Origin of the sequence: Bernardetia aquimarina, from assembly GCF_042180575.1 — a bacterium.
In the GTDB taxonomy this organism is placed as follows: domain Bacteria; phylum Bacteroidota; class Bacteroidia; order Cytophagales; family Bernardetiaceae; genus Bernardetia.
Genome location: NZ_CP170094.1, coordinates 1,656,015 through 1,675,341, shown reverse-complemented (window position 1 = coordinate 1,675,341; position 19,327 = coordinate 1,656,015). Strand labels below are relative to the sequence as shown.

Annotated in this window: 16 protein-coding genes and 1 pseudogene; 11 read left to right on the top strand and 6 right to left on the bottom strand. The window is 31.6% G+C overall.

The annotated features are described in order from the left end of the window. Positions 1-117: 117 nt before the first annotated feature. From ACE193_RS07045 to ACE193_RS07035, 3 genes are all read right to left on the bottom strand, one after another. Positions 118-1,095 (bottom strand): ISAs1 family transposase, encoded by a 978-nt coding sequence (locus ACE193_RS07045; RefSeq protein ID WP_375562298.1) that lies wholly within the window; start codon positions 1,093-1,095, stop codon positions 118-120. A gap of 316 nt (positions 1,096-1,411) precedes the next feature. Continuing rightward, the gene (locus tag ACE193_RS07040) at positions 1,412-2,416 is read right to left on the bottom strand and encodes an ISAzo13 family transposase (protein ID WP_375562297.1); all 1,005 of its coding nucleotides are present in this window, start codon (positions 2,414-2,416) and stop codon (positions 1,412-1,414) included. Next, positions 2,349-2,618 carry a hypothetical protein gene (locus tag ACE193_RS07035; protein WP_375562296.1) on the bottom strand — a complete coding sequence of 90 codons (270 nt, stop codon included), beginning with the start codon at positions 2,616-2,618 and terminating at the stop codon, positions 2,349-2,351. The genes ACE193_RS07040 and ACE193_RS07035 overlap by 68 nt, the downstream gene beginning before the upstream one ends. Positions 2,619-2,677: 59 nt before the next feature. On the opposite strand from ACE193_RS07035, the pseudogene ACE193_RS07030 reads away from it, so the two are divergent. From ACE193_RS07030 to ACE193_RS07020, 3 genes and pseudogenes are all read left to right on the top strand, one after another. Next, positions 2,678-2,992: pseudogene (locus ACE193_RS07030) on the top strand (transposase); the annotation flags it as partial. A 59-nt stretch (positions 2,993-3,051) separates the two neighbouring features. Further along, the gene (locus ACE193_RS07025; protein WP_375562295.1) at positions 3,052-3,546 is read left to right on the top strand and encodes an IS1 family transposase; all 495 of its coding nucleotides are present in this window, start codon (positions 3,052-3,054) and stop codon (positions 3,544-3,546) included. After that, entirely contained in the window at positions 3,533-3,808 is a 276-nt protein-coding gene (locus tag ACE193_RS07020) for an IS1 family transposase (RefSeq protein ID WP_375562294.1), read from the top strand. Before ACE193_RS07025 ends, ACE193_RS07020 begins: the two co-directional genes overlap by 14 nt. A gap of 180 nt (positions 3,809-3,988) precedes the next feature. On the opposite strand, the gene ACE193_RS07015 is transcribed toward ACE193_RS07020, so the two are convergent. Next, on the bottom strand, positions 3,989-4,516 hold the full coding sequence (locus ACE193_RS07015) for a hypothetical protein (RefSeq protein ID WP_375562293.1): 528 nt from the start codon (positions 4,514-4,516) through the stop codon (positions 3,989-3,991). Between the two features lie 114 nt (positions 4,517-4,630). Then, entirely contained in the window at positions 4,631-5,323 is a 693-nt protein-coding gene (locus ACE193_RS07010) for an OmpA family protein (protein WP_375562292.1), read from the bottom strand. A gap of 476 nt (positions 5,324-5,799) precedes the next feature. Between ACE193_RS07010 and ACE193_RS07005 the strand changes: the two genes are divergently transcribed. Further along, the gene (locus ACE193_RS07005; protein WP_375562291.1) at positions 5,800-6,747 is read left to right on the top strand and encodes an FKBP-type peptidyl-prolyl cis-trans isomerase; all 948 of its coding nucleotides are present in this window, start codon (positions 5,800-5,802) and stop codon (positions 6,745-6,747) included. A 126-nt stretch (positions 6,748-6,873) separates the two neighbouring features. Then, positions 6,874-8,556 (top strand): Zn-dependent hydrolase, encoded by a 1,683-nt coding sequence (locus ACE193_RS07000; RefSeq protein WP_375562290.1) that lies wholly within the window; start codon positions 6,874-6,876, stop codon positions 8,554-8,556. Positions 8,557-8,685: 129 nt separating this feature from the next. Here the strand turns inward: ACE193_RS07000 and ACE193_RS06995 are convergent, their stop codons facing one another. After that, positions 8,686-10,830 carry a hypothetical protein gene (locus ACE193_RS06995; protein WP_375562289.1) on the bottom strand — a complete coding sequence of 715 codons (2,145 nt, stop codon included), beginning with the start codon at positions 10,828-10,830 and terminating at the stop codon, positions 8,686-8,688. Between the two features lie 258 nt (positions 10,831-11,088). Here ACE193_RS06995 and ACE193_RS06990 point away from each other — a divergent pair, with 258 nt between their 5' ends. From ACE193_RS06990 to ACE193_RS06965, 6 genes are all read left to right on the top strand, one after another. Then, a complete protein-coding gene (locus tag ACE193_RS06990) occupies positions 11,089-12,315 on the top strand; it encodes a pyridoxal phosphate-dependent aminotransferase (protein WP_375562288.1) in 1,227 nt (408 codons plus the stop codon). 350 nt (positions 12,316-12,665) lie between these two features. Next, positions 12,666-12,821: a hypothetical protein gene (locus tag ACE193_RS06985; RefSeq protein ID WP_375562287.1), complete on the top strand. Its 156-nt coding sequence runs from the start codon at positions 12,666-12,668 to the stop codon at positions 12,819-12,821. 251 nt (positions 12,822-13,072) lie between these two features. Beyond that, the gene (locus tag ACE193_RS06980) at positions 13,073-13,456 is read left to right on the top strand and encodes a helix-turn-helix domain-containing protein (protein ID WP_375562286.1); all 384 of its coding nucleotides are present in this window, start codon (positions 13,073-13,075) and stop codon (positions 13,454-13,456) included. Then, complete coding sequence (locus ACE193_RS06975; protein WP_375563346.1) at positions 13,456-14,352, top strand: IS3 family transposase; 897 nt, start codon at positions 13,456-13,458, stop codon at positions 14,350-14,352. The genes ACE193_RS06980 and ACE193_RS06975 overlap by 1 nt, the downstream gene beginning before the upstream one ends. Positions 14,353-14,681: 329 nt before the next feature. Further along, positions 14,682-17,147: a T9SS type A sorting domain-containing protein gene (locus ACE193_RS06970; RefSeq protein WP_375562285.1), complete on the top strand. Its 2,466-nt coding sequence runs from the start codon at positions 14,682-14,684 to the stop codon at positions 17,145-17,147. Positions 17,148-17,275: 128 nt separating this feature from the next. Continuing rightward, on the top strand, positions 17,276-19,297 hold the full coding sequence (locus tag ACE193_RS06965; protein WP_375562284.1) for a M43 family zinc metalloprotease: 2,022 nt from the start codon (positions 17,276-17,278) through the stop codon (positions 19,295-19,297). Positions 19,298-19,327 lie beyond the last annotated feature (30 nt).

The window sequence follows — 19,327 nt, the reverse complement described above, 5'->3', positions numbered from 1 at the left end:
AGTAATTTATATAAACTAAAACAAAAAAGAGGCTGTCCAAAAAGTAGGGATAGCCTTTTTTTTTATTGTAAAAAAAGTGTATTTTCGAGGTATATATATATTTCATACAGGGCATGTTCATAAAAATCTTTTGTGTTCAAATGATTCGTACACATTCTTGTATTTGTGAGCTAAATCTTCTCTTAGTGCTGTTAGATTTTCTGGTTTCTGGGCTTCTAACAAGTTTGTAGCCATTGTTATGCAAACTGCTATAAATCTACTTTGATTTTCATTTCTAGTTATTAAATTATCTTCTCCCATTTGTGTATCTCTCGTATTATGATGTACTTCTATTATCCAATGCTCTCTTATAGCCATAAATAGCTCTAAAAAATTAATTTGATTAAGTGTCAAATTAGTTACCCAGTAACTTTTTTCTTTGCTTTTTTTCTGTGTTTTAGTATTTTTTCTATCTCTTTCCACTACTATCAATGTTTTGACTTCTGTTTTATTCCAACGTTTAGGTAATGTTTCTACATTTAAGGAATACCCAAAACCAGTTCGTATTTCCTCCCTTCCGTGTGCTTTTTCCCACGTTGTTTTCTCATAAGGAGTTGTTAAATTATCGTCAATATGCTTACACTCTTCTAAAAGAAGTTTTTGATTTGCCTTTACCTGCATTAAATAAATACCTCCTTTTTTTGCAATCAAAACAGGTAATTCATCGCTTAAATGAAGAGCATCTAAGGTATATTTACCTAATAAATGGTCGTGGGATTTAAAATAGTGAGAAACAACAGGTTTCTCAGAATCTTTGCTGCCATTATACCAGCCTATAATACTTGTTTGACGGCTTCCATGAGAAGTACGAGAAACAATACTTTGACCTCGCTTTTCCCCTACTACTCCATCAATACTACCACGAAGTTCTTTCCCATCAATGGCATACCATTCTGAATCATCTTTCTCAATTCGTTGATTAAAAAAGGATTCATTTATTTTATTAAATTCTTGATAATCAGACTCTTTTAAAATACGTTGGAGTTGAGTGTAGGAAATACAACGAGAAACTTCTATACCCAAATCCTGTGCTAATTCTTCATAAGAACGACACATAAAACGATGTAGAGAAGCGGATAGTAAGCTTTTTATCTGAACGCAAAATACAAATCATAAAAAGAACAACAACAAAGGCTAAACAATGTTGTTTACCACGATTGTCTCGGTGATCTAAAAGGTGAGTTTGTACTTCTTGAAAATACTTTGTAATTTCGTTTTTTGGGGAGTATGCATAATTTTATATTTTGTACGTTAGAATTACAAAAATAGAAAATTTAGCAAACTACCCATTTTTTTTTGAAAATTATTTTTTATGAACATGCCCTGATATTTCATACTTTAGTTAGGAATACAAAATAAATAAAGTTTACATCTATGGATTGACTCTATAATTCAATTCAGGTATTTTAGGATGTCTTTGTATTCTATCATCTTTACTAATTTCTTTATCTACTTTGATTCTTTTTTGATATTCTGCTAGATTTAGTTTTACTACTACCGTTAGTCTCGTTTGAGTAGAAGTAGCTTCAATACGTTCTTTTATAATTTCATAATCACTAAAGACTACCCCACTCATTGCTTGATAAACATGGCAAAATAATCTATGCTCAATTGGATTCCACTTTGAAGCATAGGGTGGATAGTGTGATACCACAATTGATATTCCCAGTTCTTTGGTCAGTTTTAAGAGTCGGTCTTTAAAAATATGATGCCTATATGAATTAGCTCCTCCTGCATCACATAAAAGTAATAGCGTTGAGGCATCAGGATATAAATCTTTACCATAGTTTATCCACCACCATCTCAAATTATCAGTAATACAGTCAGCCGATTCCGTGCTATTTCCAATGAAAATATATCCTATATTTGCCTGCATATCATAGATGCCATGAGGTATTACTTTTCCTTCTGAAAGATGTGAATAGTCATGATCATATACTTTGATTGGCTCTTGTGAGTAGCACTTTCCTTCTCTATAAAGATTGCCTAAAACTTCTTTTTTCTTACAATCAATACTAATAATTGGGCTTTTACAACTCATTATTAGCATTAAATTTGTAATTATTTCGAATTGTAAATTACGATTTTTATATACCCCTGTTGCTAACTGTTTTGATTGTTTACGATAACCATACTTTAGTTTTTTTAAAAGTCTTTTAACTGTACCAATGCTTACTGTTTTTTCGTGTTTTTTATTAAAACCACTAGCAATTTCTTTGGCTTTTTGACTGACCCAAAAAATAATAGGGTCAGTAGGACTACCAGCCTTTAGTGTTTCTATATAACTCGTTAGTAAATGTTCTAAGGTGCTATCGTGATAAATTTTTTTTGCGACCACCACCATCTCTTCGCTGTTTATCAGATGGAATTTGTTCATAAAGAGAAGGGGCTTTTAGTTCTAAAAGACCTTTATCCAAGGTAGGACGACTTATGCTTAATAGAATACTGATATACGTTTTACCACCATAACCTAGTTTTTCGGTTTCAAGAGTGGCATAATGATGTTTATCTTTTTCTGATAAACGACTGTAATGTAATTGTATCAATTCCTCTAATTCTGGAGTGTAAAATTTTCTCATACAACAAATGTAGAGAAAAAATTGTAAATCTTATTTATTTATTGTTCCTTAGATATGCTATGGCAAAAGTAGTTTTTAAAAACCAAAGTGATTCTCAACCCGAACTTTTTCCTGTCAATATATTTGATAAAATTCCAGCCCATCATCCTGTTGGTTTAGTTGAAAAAGTGGTTGATTCGTTGGATATTAGTGATTTAATTTCCCAATATAAAGGAGGAGGTTGTTCAGCTTATCATCCAAGAATGCTCGTTAAAGTGCTATTCTATTCTTATTTATCTAATATTTATTCTTGTCGTAAAATAGCTAAAGCTCTTGGGGAGAATATTCATTTTATGTATTTATCAGGAAATTCTATCCCAGATTTTAGGGTAGTGTTCTAAATATAAGGATGGTTTAGTTGAAAAAATGGCAATGAGTTGTGATATTTGTAAAAATGCAAACTAAACAAACTCACATTTGCCCTCATTGCCAAGGCAAATATACCGTAAAAAACGGTCAAACTTATTACAATAAGCAAAATTACAAGTGTAAAACTTGTAAACGCCAATTTGTAGAACGTCCTTTACCTGAAAGTAAGGAAGCTATTATTAGTTCTTACCAAGATGAGTTAGTAGCTCAACTTCTATTAGAACGTATTGCTTTAAGAGGCATTAGTCGCCTTTTTAAAAAAAGTGTCAGTTGGGTTACTTCTCGTATGAAACTCTGCTATGAGCGAATAAAAGAAGATTTGCCTATTGGTCGTTTAGCTTCAGCAGAGATAGATTTATATCTGGTAGAAGCCGATGAGTTATGGAGTTTTGTAGGTGCTAAAGATTGTCCAGAATGGATCTGGTTAGCTATCGAAAGACGTACAGGATTGGTAGTTGGGTTTCATAGTGGAGGTAGAGATCAAGAGGGTGCATATAGGACTTTATTTGAGTATAGATAAGAAATTAAGAGAAAAAGCCATTGTTTATGCAGATGATTTTGCTTCTTATGGAACTGTATTTCCTAAAAAACAACTCCGACAAGAAGGTAAAAAAGAAACTACTAAAATTGAGCGTTTTAATAACACAATCAGACAGAGAAATAGCCGATTAGTTAGCCTTTCTTTATCCTTTTCTAAAAAATGGGAGAATCATTATAATTCAATCAAATATTTTATAGTAAATTACAACAATGAAATTATTGCAAAGAATCTATCCTTATAAAAAGAACACCACCGTCTTTTTGTGTCATTTTTTATCAGCAAAAAAATAGTCAAAAGACAAAATTTGCTTGCATCCTTAAAAAAAGCAACCAAAAAGAAGAAGTACAAAAAATAGCTGCATAAAAAAGTGGCTAACCTTTTCGGACAGTCTCATTTTATCTAAAAAATAAAAACTATTTGATTATTTCATCACAGGTTCTGCAAAAACACAGGCTTTTACATTTCCAAAATGCAGTGTATCAAAATTTTGTGCTTTCTTTCGAAGCTCATCAATCGTAATTTTGAGTTCTCCGATAAGGTCATCTTCATTATAAAAACGTCCTGTTTTTACACCCATTTTTTTATCAAAATCATAGAATTTGATAGTCAGTTCGGCATTTGGTTTTGTGTCTGGAATATAAAAAGGTTCTACTTTGTCCCATTTTGGCATAAACTCATCTTTTATAGATTCAGATTCGAAAACACGATCTTGTCCAAGCCAAATTTCATAATAAACATCTGGTTTGTGGTCGAAAGAAAACATATTTACTGGATCCCAATTTTTCGCATTATTAGGTGACTCATCAACACTCAAAAAAGTGGGTTTTATCTGTACAGAATACGTATTTTCAGGTTGTTTGGTGCTTTCACAGCTAAAAGCTAAGAATGAAAAAGATAATAGAAATAAAGAAGACGAAAAGTGAGAAAAAAGGTGTTGAGTTAATTTCATATAAATAGTAATTGATGGTAGTGATAGATTTAAAATTAAGCAAAAACTGACTACTTTTAGCAAATAGTCAGTTTAAATAGAAGTTTTATTCAATATTCAAGTAGAAACGAAGTTTTATTCCTTAATAATCTTAACTTCAGTACGACGATTTTGTTGTTTGCCTGCATCTGTACTGTTATCGGCTACTGGCTTGGTATCTCCATATCCTTTTGCTGTAATACGACTAGCATCGATTCCTTTTTTTATTAGATAATCTCTTACTGCTTCGGCTCTTTCTTGTGAGAGTTTTAGATTTGCATTTTTATCTCCTACATTGTCTGTATGACCAGCAATTTCTATTTCCATTGTTTTTTTTGCTGTCATCGCCGATGCTAATTCATCAATCGCTTTAAATGAAGAGTTTTTGAGATTTGCTTTTCCTGTTTCGAAAAGAACATTATCTAGTGTATAAGCTGTTGCTGGCTGAAATTTTACCAATACTTTGAGTTCTTTCAGACGTGCTACATCAGGAATTTGCACTTTTTGATAATCAACCTCTTTTCCAAAATTTTTATATTTGATAAGATACTCACTACCTTTGATCAATACAAAAAAACATTTTCCTTCCTTATCACTAATTTTGCTAAAGACTTCACCTGTTTGTGTATTGACAAACATGACTGTTTCTCCAGGTCTTACTTTCTGTTTAAAATCAACAACAGTGGTATTGATAAGTACTTTGTCATTATCTACTTGTCCAAATGTTAAATTATTTAGACCCAAGAAAAGGAAAACGGAAAGTAATAAAAATGGTATTTTATTTTTCATTATATTTTATGTCCTAATTTATTCTTTATAAAGCCTTTAACTGATTTTTATAATCTTTTTAACTAAGAGTTAGTCAGAATTATTTGAGATATTGAAAGGCTATTGTTTGTAAAATATTTCTATCTAATAATAGTTTTGAGAATAGTTCTGAGAATAAGTTTGTGTCTTAGTATATTTGTGGTATATTTTCAATTTATGCTAAAATGATACCAATTTATCATAAGTCATTTAAACCTACTAATAAAGGCTATTTTACTAGAAAGATTATTAAAAAGATATGCGAAGATATATTTATTACGTCAAAAGTACATCAAAAATTATCGAATTCATACAAATTTTATTGAAGTGTATTACCTTTGTTAAGAAAATCACAATAACTATAAATTTGCTGTTGTTGAGCTTTACATTCGACACTAAAATATAAAATTACAAATTTAATTTCTTATTAAACCTAATTTTTAAATCCTCTAATTCTTATGACTAATTTTTTTTCTAAATCATTTGTACTTATTATTTCCACTTGTTTTTTATTGATTTTTAATTCTTGTACAAATAAAGAAAATTCAGACTGTCCAGAAGGTGCAATTTGTAATGACCAATTACAAACGACCGAAACAGGATTAAAATATATTCATCATATTCATTATCCTAAAAATAGAAAACCAGAATACAATGAAATAATGACAATGCACTATTTATTGTTAGCTGAAAATGGAGATACAATTTCAGATACTTATAAACTCAACGAACCCGTTGGACAGCCTCTTTTGATGCCTGCCTATGAAGGAGCAATCGAAGAAGGATTCCGAATGATGAATGTAGGAGATAGTGCTACTTTTTATGTTACTTTAGATTCTATAAAAGAAGCAGAATTACCGATTGAACAAAATACAAGAGAGAAAATGAAAGAAATTCGTTATGTTATTAAACTGTATAATACACAAAGTAAAGCAGCTTTTGATATAGATGAAGAAGCAAGACTCAACAAACGTACAAAAGAGCAAGTAGCCATTCAAGACAAAAAAATTGTAGAGTATATGAAGAAAGAACTGGTTTGGGAAGGCTCAAAAAAACACCCTACTGGGCTTTACTATAAATTTACAAAAGAAGGAAAAGGAATGCCAGCACAAGTAGGAGATAGTGTTTCTTTCAAGTTTCAAACATGGTCAATTCCTTATCAACAAATTATTGACCATTCAAAAGAAGGCGAAACAGTAGGTTTTGTCATTGGCTCTAGGGCAATGCTTCCTGCTTGGCAAATTGCTTTTACACAACTTGCAAATGAAGGTTCAACTATTCTTCTTTTTACTCCTTCTCATCTTGCTTTTGGAAACAAAAAATATCAAACACTAGCAGCTTTTTCGATGCTTCGTTTCGAAATAGAAGTAGTAGATATTGTTAGAAAAAATGAAATGAAAAAATAATACTAAATTACGAATTACGAATTACGAATTACGAATTACGAATTTTTCTTACTAAAAAACTCTTTGGATTATACTAAAGACTACAGAAACGTAGTTTCTCCTAACCATTAATCACTATAAAAAAACATGAACATCAAAAAAACATCAAAACTAGCTGTTTTATCAATGGCTATCTGTCTAGGCTTTTGGAACTGTACACCAGAAAAAAAGACCACTAATGATACACTTACTGACACAACAAGTGTAGCAATAGAAACAAAAAATGAGCTTATTCGTCCAGAAATTTATGCAAATTTCAAACTCACTACTGATATTAGTTCTCTTTCAGAAAGTGAGAAAAAAATGATTCCACTTCTGATAGAAGCTGCTAAAATAATGGATGGTTTGTTTTGGAAACAAGCGTATATGGGCGATAAAGACAGTTTATTAGCAGCAACTGAAAATGCTGACACTAAAAAATTTATACAAATAAATTACGGTCTTTGGGATAGATTGGCTGAAAATCAACCTTTTATGGAAGGTGTAGGAGAAAAACCTCTTGGCGCAAATTTCTACCCAACCGACATGAAAAAAGAAGAATATGAAGCCTTTGATAATAAAGAAAAATCAAGTCTTTATACACTTCTTCGTAGAGATGCAGAAGGAAAATTAATGACAGTTCCTTATCATGAAGAATTTAAGGCAGAATTAGAAAAAGCTGCTGATTATTTGCGTCAAGCTGCCGAAGTTGCAGAAGATGAAAGTCTCAAAAATTACCTTACTCTGCGTGCTGATGCCCTTGTTACAGATGAATATATGGCAAGTGATATGGCGTGGATGGACATGAAAACGAACGGTATCGATATTATTATTGGTGCAATAGAAACCTATGAAGACCATTTATACGGACAAAAAGCTGCTTATTCGTCGTATGTTTTGGTAAAAGATAAATCTTGGAGTGAGCGTTTGGAAAAATATGCTGCCTTGTTGCCACAACTTCAAAAAGATTTACCTGTTGATGCCAAATACAAAGCTGAAAAACCAGGGTCGGATTCTCAACTCAATGCTTATGATGTTGTTTTTTATGGTGGAGATTGTAATGCAGGTAGCAAAACGATTGCTGTAAATCTTCCAAACGATGAAGAAGTACAACTCAAAAAAGGTACTCGTCGTTCGCAGCTAAAAAATGCTATGAAAGCAAAATTTGACCAAATTTTACTTCCTATTTCTGAAATGCTTATTACGCCAGAACAAAGAAAACATATTACTTTTGATGCTTTCTTTGAGAACACAATGTTTCATGAAGTAGCACACGGTTTAGGAATCAAAAATACAATTAATAACAAAGGAACAGTTAGAGAATCATTGAAAGATATGGCTTCTGCTTTGGAAGAAGGAAAAGCTGATATTTTGGGGCTTTATATGGTTACTAAACTGCGTGAAATGGGCGAGCTTTCAGAAGGCGAATTGATGGATAATTATACTACCTTTTTGGCTGGTATTTTCCGTTCTGTTCGTTTTGGAGCAGCTTCGGCACACGGAAAAGCAAATATGATTCGTTTTAATTTCTTCAATGAAAAAGGAGCTTTTGAGAAATTGGAAGACGGAACATACAAAGTAAATCCTGATAAAATGGCGATGGCTGTAAACGAACTTTCTGCCAAAATCTTAACGCTTCAAGGCGATGGCGATTACGAAGGCGTAACAAAATTGGCTGACGAAATGGGAATCATAAAAGCTGATTTACAGGCAGATTTGGATAGACTTTCGGCTGCAAATATTCCTGTTGATATTATCTTTGAGCAGGGTGCTGATGTTTTGGGACTTTAATTTTATAAAATTGAATTTGTAAATAAAAATCTAAATAAATGCTATTTGCTCGGCAAAATAAAGGAAACTTTTGTTCTTCTTTGACAGCCGAGCAAAGGCTATTAAATTATATAATAATTAAAACCAAGCTCAATTTTTTGCTTTTATAAGTTGTTTTTGTGTCCTATTGGCTTTTTGTTTTTCACGAAGTCGTTGATAATATTCTATAAATTGGATGTCAAAGCCAATACTAACAAAACCATTAGAAAAAGATTTTTTAAAACCACTATTAGGGAGAATTGGAATGCCATAACTAATATTCAAATCAAGAGCATTATAAAATGTAAGTCCAGTTCCAAATCCTACAATAGGTAGGTTAAATTCCGAATTTGTCTTAGTATTTACTAGATTATAAAGTACTCCAGAGCTATAAAGTAATAAGTGCCAATTACTTACTAAAGGTTCGCTAGGAGGAGTTTTTTTTACATATGTGTATCGACGAACGCTATACGTACACGGATTCCACCATTTTCCTCTAAAAGAACTCATTTGATATGTATCTCCGATATTTCTAGTATGCCAAAATGCTTTATCTATGATTTTCCATTTCACACCAATTTTTTCTCCTACATAGCTTAGATTTCTTACAGAACTACTATCATTTAGTTTTAACTCCTCCCTAAAAAAGAAGGCATTATTCATACCTACGGTAAAATTGAACTCTAATCTTCTCCACCTGTAAGGTTTAATATTTTGAAGTTTGAGAATATAGCTCTCAACATTAAAGCTAACAACCCCTTTTCCTTTTTCCTCTTCAAGAATGACTGTATAATCTTTTACAAAGGTTACTACTGTACTTAAAGCATCTTTGATATTGTCATTAGGAAAAATGTAACCAATATCTTCTATCAAAGTTAAGTATTGAGATATAGTACTGGTTTTATCAAATTGATAAAGCTTAGAAACCATAAGTAAAAAAGGGTCTATTTTTTTATTTTCGAAATTTAAAATCAAAGTATCATTTGTAATTAAACTATCTCTAATTAAATAGGCTAAATCATCTGATACAATAGAGATTCCAGAAATCAAATCTAAGTAACTGGTATCTCTGTAGCTCTGATTGAGGAGTAGAGGTCTAAACTCTTGATGAAATGTGTAAATTATGTCAGCAACTGTATGTGAATTAAACTTTTCCTTATTTTTTATTACTTTTTTTGCTTTATCAACATAAAAATACATCTTATTAAGATTTATTAATTCTTGCTTTATCAAACTATCTTGTATGTCTTTTTGAGTTAAGCTACCAATAAGCTGCTTTATGTTATTTTTCAATGTATCCAATCTATTATCTAAACCTTCTGACATTTTATGTTCTGACAAATCGCTATAAAAAGATTCTAATTTCTCATTTCGATAGCTATATTCAGTAACATAAAAATTAATTAGTCCAATATGATCTGTAAATTTAGATAGATGTTTTTCCATGTCGCATTTGATACGCATCGATAAATCTTTAATAACTTTTATTATATCTTTATCTTTAAAAATGTTATATGGAAAGTATTGTTTATCTATTTTTTCCTTCTGAACCTTTATAAAATAGTTCATATACTCATAAGTTGAAGAGTATGATACCTGCATAAGACCAAGCTTTTTGAGTTTTTCATCTTTTCTGACTACTTCACTTGTCATATCGATGAGAAGAGCAAGAAATGCTACAGTCTTTGCTTCGTTATATGCTTCTGATTTCCCCTCCTTTGATTCTTGATTTTTTTTTAAATTGGAAAAAGAATTGAGATTTTTTATATCATCTAAATTAATACAGAATTTGTTGGCTAACTTTGAAAAATTTGTATAAGAAGTATCTGATTTATTTAGTGTAGATAAATAGTAATTCAAATAAGAAGTAACAAATACAAGATTGACTGTATTCTCTAGTACTTTTCTTGTTCTGATTTCGGAGTCTTTCTCAAAAACTAGCTCTCTTATTATATTATCTGTAAAAGAATATACTGTTCCTCCTGAGTTTTGAACCTTTCTTAAGAAAGTTGATTGTATAGCCTTTATTTTTAACTCTTCCTGCTTTTCAGCGATGATTTCCATTATTAGTTGGGCATCTAATGACCCTTTTTTAAATGCTAATTGATCTAGTCCTATTTGAAGTGTAGGTGGGTTTGCTTCTAATTCGTTTTCATCTTGAGCGTATGAGTGTTGTGCTACACATAAAAAAAAAGTAATAGTAAAAAGAAGCACTCTGTGAAATGAAGTTATAATTAAGTAATTTATTGCTCTCATTGTATTAAGTGGTTAGTTGTGTATTTAGTTTTCAGCCATGTACTTTATAGAAAAATAACACAATTTTATTACATTTCAAAAATATAAATATCAAATTCACTTATTTATTTTCCAAAACTATAATTTCCTTTAACCTATAAAATCTACTCAACAAAAATTGCTACCTACCAAACTATTTTTTAGCTTTGTTTTATTAAAATTCTCTATCAAAATTTGCCGTTGTTGGTATTCTATCCAACAGCACTAAACCTACTTTTTATGTCCACAACTGCACAAAGTCCTAAAACGAATACAGATATTTTATCTCGTCGTGTTTCCGAAATGGAAGAATCTCAAACCCTTGCTATGGCTCGTAAAAGCCGTGAGTTAAAAGAACAAGGAATTGATATAATCAATATGAATTTGGGAGAACCTGACTTCAAAACACCTCTTTTCATTCAAGAAGCAGCCAAAAAAGCGATTGATGACGGTCATTTTGGTTATACACCTGTTGCTGGAATTGCGCCACTTCGCCAAGCTATCGTTGATAAACTCAAGAGAGAAAATAATTTAGAATATTCTACTGAACAAATTGTAGTTTCGACAGGCGCAAAGCAGTCTATTGCAAACGTAATGCTTGCTCTTCTTGATAAAGATGATGAGGTAATTATCATTACTCCGTATTGGGTTTCTTATGTCGGAATCGTACAACTTGCAGAAGGAAAGTCTATTTTTGTAGAAGGAAGTCTAGAAAATGATTATAAAGTAACAGCACAGCAAGTAAAAGAAGCTATTACACCGAAAACAAAAGCCGTTATTTTTTCTTCGCCTTGTAACCCTACTGGAAGTGTTTTTTCTGAACAAGAATTGAGAGAAATTGCTGAAGTAATTGCTCCACATGAAAAAATTACAGTCGTTGCAGACGAAATTTACGAATATATTAATTTTGGAGAAGCTCATTTTAGTATCGGAAGAGTAGAATCTTTGAAAGATAGAGTAGTTACTATCAATGGACTTTCAAAAGGTTTTGCCATGACAGGATGGCGTTTGGGTTATGCTGCTGCACCTTTAGCGATTGCAAAAGCGTGTGATAAAATTCAAGGACAAGTTACTTCGGGTACAAATTCTATCACTCAACATGCTGCCGTTGCTGCCCTTAATGGAAGCCGAAAAGAAGTAGAAGAAATGAAAACAGCTTACGAAAAAAGAGGAAAATTAATCAAATCTCTTTTAGATGAAGTAGAAGGATTCAAATGTAATACTCCTCAAGGAGCGTTTTACGTTTTTCCTGATGTAAGTGATTTTTATGGTAAAAAATATGAAGGCAAAACCATTCAAAACTCAGAAGATTTTTCAATGTTTTTATTAGAAACGGCTCATGTAGCTGTTGTGATGGGAGATGCTTTTGGTGCGCCTTCTTGTGTTCGTTTATCTTTTGCAACTTCGGAAGACCTTATCAAAAAAGCGATTGAGAGAATAAAAAAGGCTATTGAGAAATTGAGTTAATTTCAATATTTTTATTTTGCTCAGTTACTTAGAATGAAAAACATATACTGTTTTCTCACCAACATTTTTGCTCTATAACTGTACGAATACTAAAGCGACACAACTCAAGAAAAATTATTTTATTACGTTTGTAACGTTGTAAGTAGTCTTCCATAATTAGCATAACATTTTTTAAAATTAAAAATCTTTACTCTTATCGTTATCCTAAAAGAATGACAAAAGCGAGATGTTACATCAATTTAGTCACACTACTTATTTGAATATAACAGATATTTATTCTTTTCACTTTATTAAAATTATAAACTCTTTAAATAAAGAAATTTGGGAAGTTTGCTATTTCTTCTGAAAAAATGTTTAGACTAACTGGTGAAGCCAATTGTTATGCACAAGTAGGAGAACTGGTTGTTCTTCTTAATAATACGCAGTATGATTTGAATACAAAACAAGGTCAAACTGGAGCTGTGCATGCCTGTCAAGAGGATTCCTCTTGTATAGGATGTTGGTAAAATAGTATAAAGTATGGTATAGTTATACTATCCTTTATTAAATTTACAGGGTTTTCTTATAAAAAAATAAAGTTTTTTTTAAAAAAAACTTTCTAAATTAAACATTCTATTTTTAGATGTAGAAACCTTATGAAACAATCCTGAGACAAGCACCAAGAATTTTTATAAGAAAACCCTGTTCTAGCAATAGAGTTCCTTTTTTTTATTGACAATGTCTCGTCCTAACATAGTGTTACATAACTAATTTTATTATGGAACGTAAATATGTTAAACGTACACAGAAAGACTACACCATGCAGTTCAAACTTCAAGTAGTTAAGGAAATCGAACAAGGTCTTTTTACAGTCACTCAAGCCCAACGGAATTATGGTGTTCAGAGCCGAAAAACAGTTGTTAATTGGCTTGATAAATATGGTAATTTTGATCATTCTTATAAAGTAATTCGTCCTATGAAAACAGCAGAACAACGTTTATTAGAACAAGAACAGGAAATTCGTCATCTAAAAAAGCAAAATGCTACTTTACAAGAAGAACTATCTACTTTAGATAAAAAGGCTATTTTGTTTGATATGATGATTGATTTAGCAGAAAAGGAATATAAAATTCAGATACGAAAAAACTCCAAACCCAAGTAATTAGTTCATTTAGTGAACAGCATGCAACAAGTATAAGTAAAACCTGTAAATTGCTTGGGATAACTAGACGGGTGTATTATTACTCTTTATTGCGAACGAAAAAATGTAAAGAGTTAGCTCAAAAAGTAGTTGATTTAGTAAAAAAGGTTAGAGCGCAAATGCCACGAGTTGGTACTGGCAAACTCTATCATATTTTAGAAACTCCTTTGAAAGCCTTGAAAGTGGGACGAGATAAACTATTTTTTATTTTAAAAGCTAACCATCTTCTTATTTTACCCAAACGGAGGTATCACATTACTACGGATTCATTTCATCGTTTCAAAAAGCATAGAAATTTGATAGCAAATTTAAAAATTGAACGAGCAGAGCAAGTTTGGGTAAGTGATATTACTTATGTTGGAACAAGAGAGAATCCGATGTATTTAGCATTGGTTACAGATGCGTATTCAAAAAAAATAGTGGGTTATGATGTTTCTAATAGCTTAGAGACAATTGGTTGTTCAAATGCTTTGAAAATGGCATTGAAAAACAGAAACTATCCTTTACGAGAACTAACTCATCATTCAGACAGAGGAGTTCAATATTGTAGTGATGAATATCAAACTATTTTAACTAAAAACCATATTCGTTGTAGTATGACAGAATGCTATGATCCGTATGAAAATGCCGTTGCAGAACGTGTAAATGGAATTTTAAAACAAGAGTTTTTATTGGACTCACAAATAACTTATTTGAAGTTTTTGCAAAAAGTGGTAAAAGAAAGTGTGGAAATTTATAACACAGAAAGACCTCATTGGTCACTCTACATGCAAACACCACAACAAACCCATAAAGAGGAAAATATTCAAATAAGAACCTATAAAAAAGAAAAATCAGACAATCTAAAGACTGCCTGATATATATTTAATTTATCTAAAAAACTGTAACACTATTTCAGGACTAGACACAAGGTATTTCTTATTTTTCAAAAATTGAGATTTTAATAGCTCACTTTTAAAAACAAATATTAAAATAAGTAGTCTTCCATAATTAACATAACATTTTTTAAAATTAAAAATCTTTACTCTTATCGTTATCTTAAAATAATAACAAAAGCGAGATGTTACATTAATTTAGTCACACTACTTAACTTATGCTTTTTACAGTCTTTTTAACTAAAAACAAAATAAGGTTTAGTAATTTTGTGAATTATATAATTATTTTGCTCATCAACATATTTATCAAAATGAAAAAAAACATATTTATTCTTTTATTCTCTTTATGTATTGTTATGAAGCTGCAAGCACAGACGATTACTGCAAATGATGAAACTCCATTAAGTGGTTTTATGTGTAATTCAGATGTATTTGCATCTTTTACTACTACAGGGACATTTAATGTAGGAAACATATTTACGTTAGAAGTGTCTGATCAAAATGGAGATTTTACTACTCCTTCTGTTACTGCTACTACGACTACTGTACCACCACTATTTTCTTCTATTACTTTGACTGTTCCTCTTTCTTATCCATCAGGAAATGGGTATTTATTGCGAGTAAGGTCTTCCGACCCTGTTGTAATTAGTGATGTTGTACCTACTAATATGCCTATAGTTCAAGCTCCAATTACTTATACTGCTTCAGCCACTCCAAACGAGGTTTTATACGGCACAGGAACGACTATTTCTCTGTCAGGTTCTCAAGTAGGCATAGATTACAATTTGCGAAATGATTTGACAGGTTCGATGCACGAAATACATTATCTTTCTCCTACATCAGGTACAGGGGGAGTCATTGATTTTTCAACAGGAGCATTGACAACCACAACAAATTATCTCGTTAGAGCAGATTATCCTGCTTCACCTGGTGCGCCTTTTGCTTGTAGGCGTGAAACTGATGTAGTAACTGTAACCGTATATAGTGTAGGAAATCCAGGTACAGGAGGAAGATATGCCACCATTCAAGATGCTGTCGATGCAGCTACAGCAGGACAAACGATTGAGATATTAGCTAATCGTTTTTATGATGAGGATGTAATAGTAGATAAAAATCTTACTTTTACCTCTAGTACAGGAAATTACGAAGATGTAACTATAAAAAATATTCAAGTAAATGATGGAATAACTCTCACTATTGATGGAAATATGGGTATTTCAGAAGTTTTAGAGATGCAAGGAAATGCAGAAGTGATAGTTAATACAGGGGCTGATTTTGTTCTTCGCTCAACCGAAACAGGTACAGCAATGGTTGTTAATAGTGGCACAAATACGGTAAGTGGAAATGTAATTACTGAACGCCTCACACTTGACCCAACAACTATTCCCAATTTCACAGGAACGTATAATGGACAAGGTTATCACATGTTTTCTTCTCCCTTTACAAGTACAACTGCTACTGTTTCTCAGTTTGGTGATGACATGAATTTAGTTTTGACACAATCTTACAATACAGCAGCCGAACCTACTTATACGAATCCTTTTCCTACTTTTTTTAAGTATGATGAACCTTCATCTGCTACTGCTTCGCCATCAGGTCGTTTTAGTGCTTTTACAATGGGCTATAAAGTTCCTTTAGAAACGGATGATTTGGAGGTTGGACGAGGATATGAGGTAAATTTGGCTACGGGTGCAGTCATAGATTTGAAGGGACAGCTCAATAATGGAAACATAACTATTCCTCTTTCAAATACAGCAACTGGTTTTAATCTTATTGGAAATCCCTATCCATCCCCTATCAAATGGAGTTCGGTATATAACCTATCGACTAATTCTGCTAATGTAGAACCTACTATTTATATTGATATCAAAACAGGACAGTATGCTGCCAATTATGCTACTTATAATGCTCTAACAGATATGAAAGTAAATGGAGGGCAAGAAGATATTGCTCTAATGCAAAGCTTTTTTGTCAAAGCGATTGGAACTAATCCAGAACTTGCAATGAATAATAGTGTTCGTCCTACTACCTATGAAAATACACGCTTTTTCAAAACGCAAGCTAATGAAGTTGTTAAAGATGGAGTTATTAAATTAGGAATTTTGTCAGAAGGAAATATGGATGAAACAGCCATTGGGTTTATTGAAGGTGCAACTTCTAATTTTGATAATTTGTATGATGCTCAAAAAATTCATAAAATAAATGGCTATGTTTCTACTTTGTACTCGTACAATAAAAATAACACTACTTCTGAAAATGAATATTATGCTATCAATGTTTTGCCAAAATTTGATGAAGATATGATTTTGCCTTTAGCGATGAATATCATAAAAAGTGGTAAGCACAAAATTGTAGTTCGTGAAATCAAATATTTCCATTCATTAAGTAATGTCTATTTGTATGATTCATTGACCGAAACTTTGCACGACTTAAAAGCAAACCCAGAATATGAGTTTGTAGCCGAAGCAAATAAAGAAGTCAAGCGTTTTGTGATTTTGTTCAAAACAGATAAGAATTTTACACAAAAAGACCACATTGTAGCCTATCCAAATCCAACTCAAACTAACTTTTCATACAGTTTGAAAAATGATAAGGAAGGAGTACATACGATTCGTCTTTTTGATGTAACAGGTAAATTGATTTTGGAAAGAACACAAGACAAACAAGGCGCATTTTTGGAAGGTACAATCAACTTAGAAACACAATCTAAAGGTTTGTACTTACTTCAAATTTCAGATTCTCAAAAAACAACTACTGTGCGTATTGTAAAAGAATAACAAACGATAAAATTTTGATTAAAAAAGCAATCTTAGCAATAAGGTTGCTTTTTTTATGTAAAGCATTTTTTGAGAGAAAAGTAGTATCTTTAAATAATCTAATTATTTATTTCTATACTTTTTCTATTATGTCTAAAAATTACTTCACTATTATTTTTCTGTTTTTCTGCTTCTTGATAAGTCAAGTTTCTTATTCTCAAGAGCCTTGTGCAACAGATATTTTACACCAACAAAAATTAGCTTCTGACCCAGCTTACAAAGCTAATTTTCAAAAAATGCAACTTAGTCTGCAAAAACATATAGCCAAAAAAATGGCTAATGATGCTGTCAGTAAAACAGAGAATAGAGTCTATCAAATTCCTGTTGTGGTACATGTTATTCATACAGGAAGAGAAATAGATACTTTTTATAATCCTAGTGATTCTAGCATAAAAAAAATAATAAAAGTACTTAATGAAAATTTTAGAGCTATTTATAGTGGTGCAGACATAGAAATAGAATTTGTTTTGGCTAAAAGAAGTCCTGATTGTACTCCTACAACCGGTATTAATAGAGTAGATGGTTCAGTACTTGATGGTTATGTACAGAGAGGAGTTAGTATTGGTGCAGAAAGAGGGGTAACTGACCAAGAGATGAAAGCATTAAGTGTTTGGTCTAATATCGATTATTATAATATCTGGATAATAAATAGAGTGGCAGGAGGAAGAGCTGCAGGTTATGCTACTTATCCAAATACAACAAGAAATGAAACAGATGGTATAGTAATAGTTTCGCAAATAGTAAATGCTGTATCAACAACCCTAACTCATGAGTTTGGTCATGGTTTTTTTCTCTATCATACTTTTTATAGAGCAGAAATACATGGAGAAAGTACAGACTCTACTGATTGTCCAGAAAATACAGATTGTACTACACAAGGAGATGAAATTTGTGATACAGATCCTCATGGACGAATGTACTTTTCAGATTGTAAGCAAAGCAATTGTGGAATATTGGTATCTCAAGCTACTTTAAATAACTATATGTCTTATTGTAGTAATAGAAGTAGTTTTACCCCTAACCAAAAAATTCGTATGCGTACTGCATTAGAAACGTTAAGAGGTGGACTACTTACTTCTTTAGGTGCAACTCCCCCTAACCAAAACCTTTCCGTTTCTGCTTGTGTGCCTACAAATATAGGAGTAAAAACTAATGTAGGAATAACTCGTTTTGTTCTAGATGAATTAAATATTTTTTCACAAGATTCAGAGATAGAACAAGAAAATTATTTTGACAGAACTTGTACACAACAACTAATCTTAGATTCAGATTCAAAACAGATTATAAAAGTAGAAACCTCTACTACTTTGCACAATGTAAAAGTATATGTAGATTATAACAATGATGGCGATTTTATAGATGAAGGAGAAGAAATAGCATCAGGAAATACAGAATATAATGGAAACATACAAACGTTTAATGCAATCTATCAAGTACCTTATTCAGACATACTCTTCAATCAACCTTTACGAATGCGAGTAGTTGCTTCTGCTAATGAAGATGGAATAGCTACTTCTTGCCAAGTCTTTAATGGACAAGCAGAAGATTATTCTCTTATTATTAATAAAGTAGCCTGTTTCATTGATTCGATAGAAACAGGAACGCAAAGTGAATGTAATCAAGAAACAAATACATATTCTCAATCACTAACTATTAATTATTCCAATGCACCACCAACAGGAAATTTAGTAATCAATAATCAATCTTTTGCTATTACGCAAAGCCCTCAAACTATTACTCTTACCAATCTTGATTCAGATGATAAACTAGTAAATGTATTGGCTAGTTTTTCAGATGAAACGGATTGTCAATTTATAAAAAATGATGCTTTTACTGCTCCTCACCCTTGTATTATTACAAAAAAGGGTTTATTTATTTATCCAAATCCGACTCCAAATGAGTTTTCATATAGTTTGAGTTCTGAAAGAGAGGGAGAGCATACAATTCAGATTTTTGATGCAATAGGAAAGCTAGTTTTAGAAGAGAAAAAAATAAAAACAGGAGTAGTTTTAGAAGGGACTATCAACTTAGAAACACAACCTAAAGGCTTGTACTTACTTCAAATTTCGGATTCTCAAAAAACAACTACTGTGCGTATTGTAAAAGAATAATAAACGATATTGTAACAGGTTATTTTTACA

Bases quoted from the DNA above. Each gene is read 5' to 3' on its own strand.
- ACE193_RS07015 (WP_375562293.1), bottom strand. From the start codon at position 4,516: ATGAAATTAACTCAACACCTTTTTTCTCACTTTTCGTCTTCTTTATTT.
- ACE193_RS06990 (WP_375562288.1), top strand. From the start codon at position 11,089: ATGTCCACAACTGCACAAAGTCCTAAAACGAATACAGATATTTTATCT.
- ACE193_RS06965 (WP_375562284.1), top strand. From the start codon at position 17,276: ATGTCTAAAAATTACTTCACTATTATTTTTCTGTTTTTCTGCTTCTTG.
- ACE193_RS07035 (WP_375562296.1), bottom strand. From the start codon at position 2,618: ATGAGAAAATTTTACACTCCAGAATTAGAGGAATTGATACAATTACAT.
- ACE193_RS07045 (WP_375562298.1), bottom strand. From the start codon at position 1,095: ATGTGTCGTTCTTATGAAGAATTAGCACAGGATTTGGGTATAGAAGTT.
- ACE193_RS07010 (WP_375562292.1), bottom strand. From the start codon at position 5,323: ATGAAAAATAAAATACCATTTTTATTACTTTCCGTTTTCCTTTTCTTG.
- ACE193_RS07025 (WP_375562295.1), top strand. From the start codon at position 3,052: ATGCAAACTAAACAAACTCACATTTGCCCTCATTGCCAAGGCAAATAT.
- ACE193_RS06970 (WP_375562285.1), top strand. From the start codon at position 14,682: ATGAAAAAAAACATATTTATTCTTTTATTCTCTTTATGTATTGTTATG.
- ACE193_RS07005 (WP_375562291.1), top strand. From the start codon at position 5,800: ATGACTAATTTTTTTTCTAAATCATTTGTACTTATTATTTCCACTTGT.
- ACE193_RS07000 (WP_375562290.1), top strand. From the start codon at position 6,874: ATGAACATCAAAAAAACATCAAAACTAGCTGTTTTATCAATGGCTATC.
- ACE193_RS07040 (WP_375562297.1), bottom strand. From the start codon at position 2,416: ATGAACAAATTCCATCTGATAAACAGCGAAGAGATGGTGGTGGTCGCA.
- ACE193_RS06980 (WP_375562286.1), top strand. From the start codon at position 13,073: ATGGAACGTAAATATGTTAAACGTACACAGAAAGACTACACCATGCAG.
- ACE193_RS06985 (WP_375562287.1), top strand. From the start codon at position 12,666: ATGTTTAGACTAACTGGTGAAGCCAATTGTTATGCACAAGTAGGAGAA.
- ACE193_RS06995 (WP_375562289.1), bottom strand. From the start codon at position 10,830: ATGAGAGCAATAAATTACTTAATTATAACTTCATTTCACAGAGTGCTT.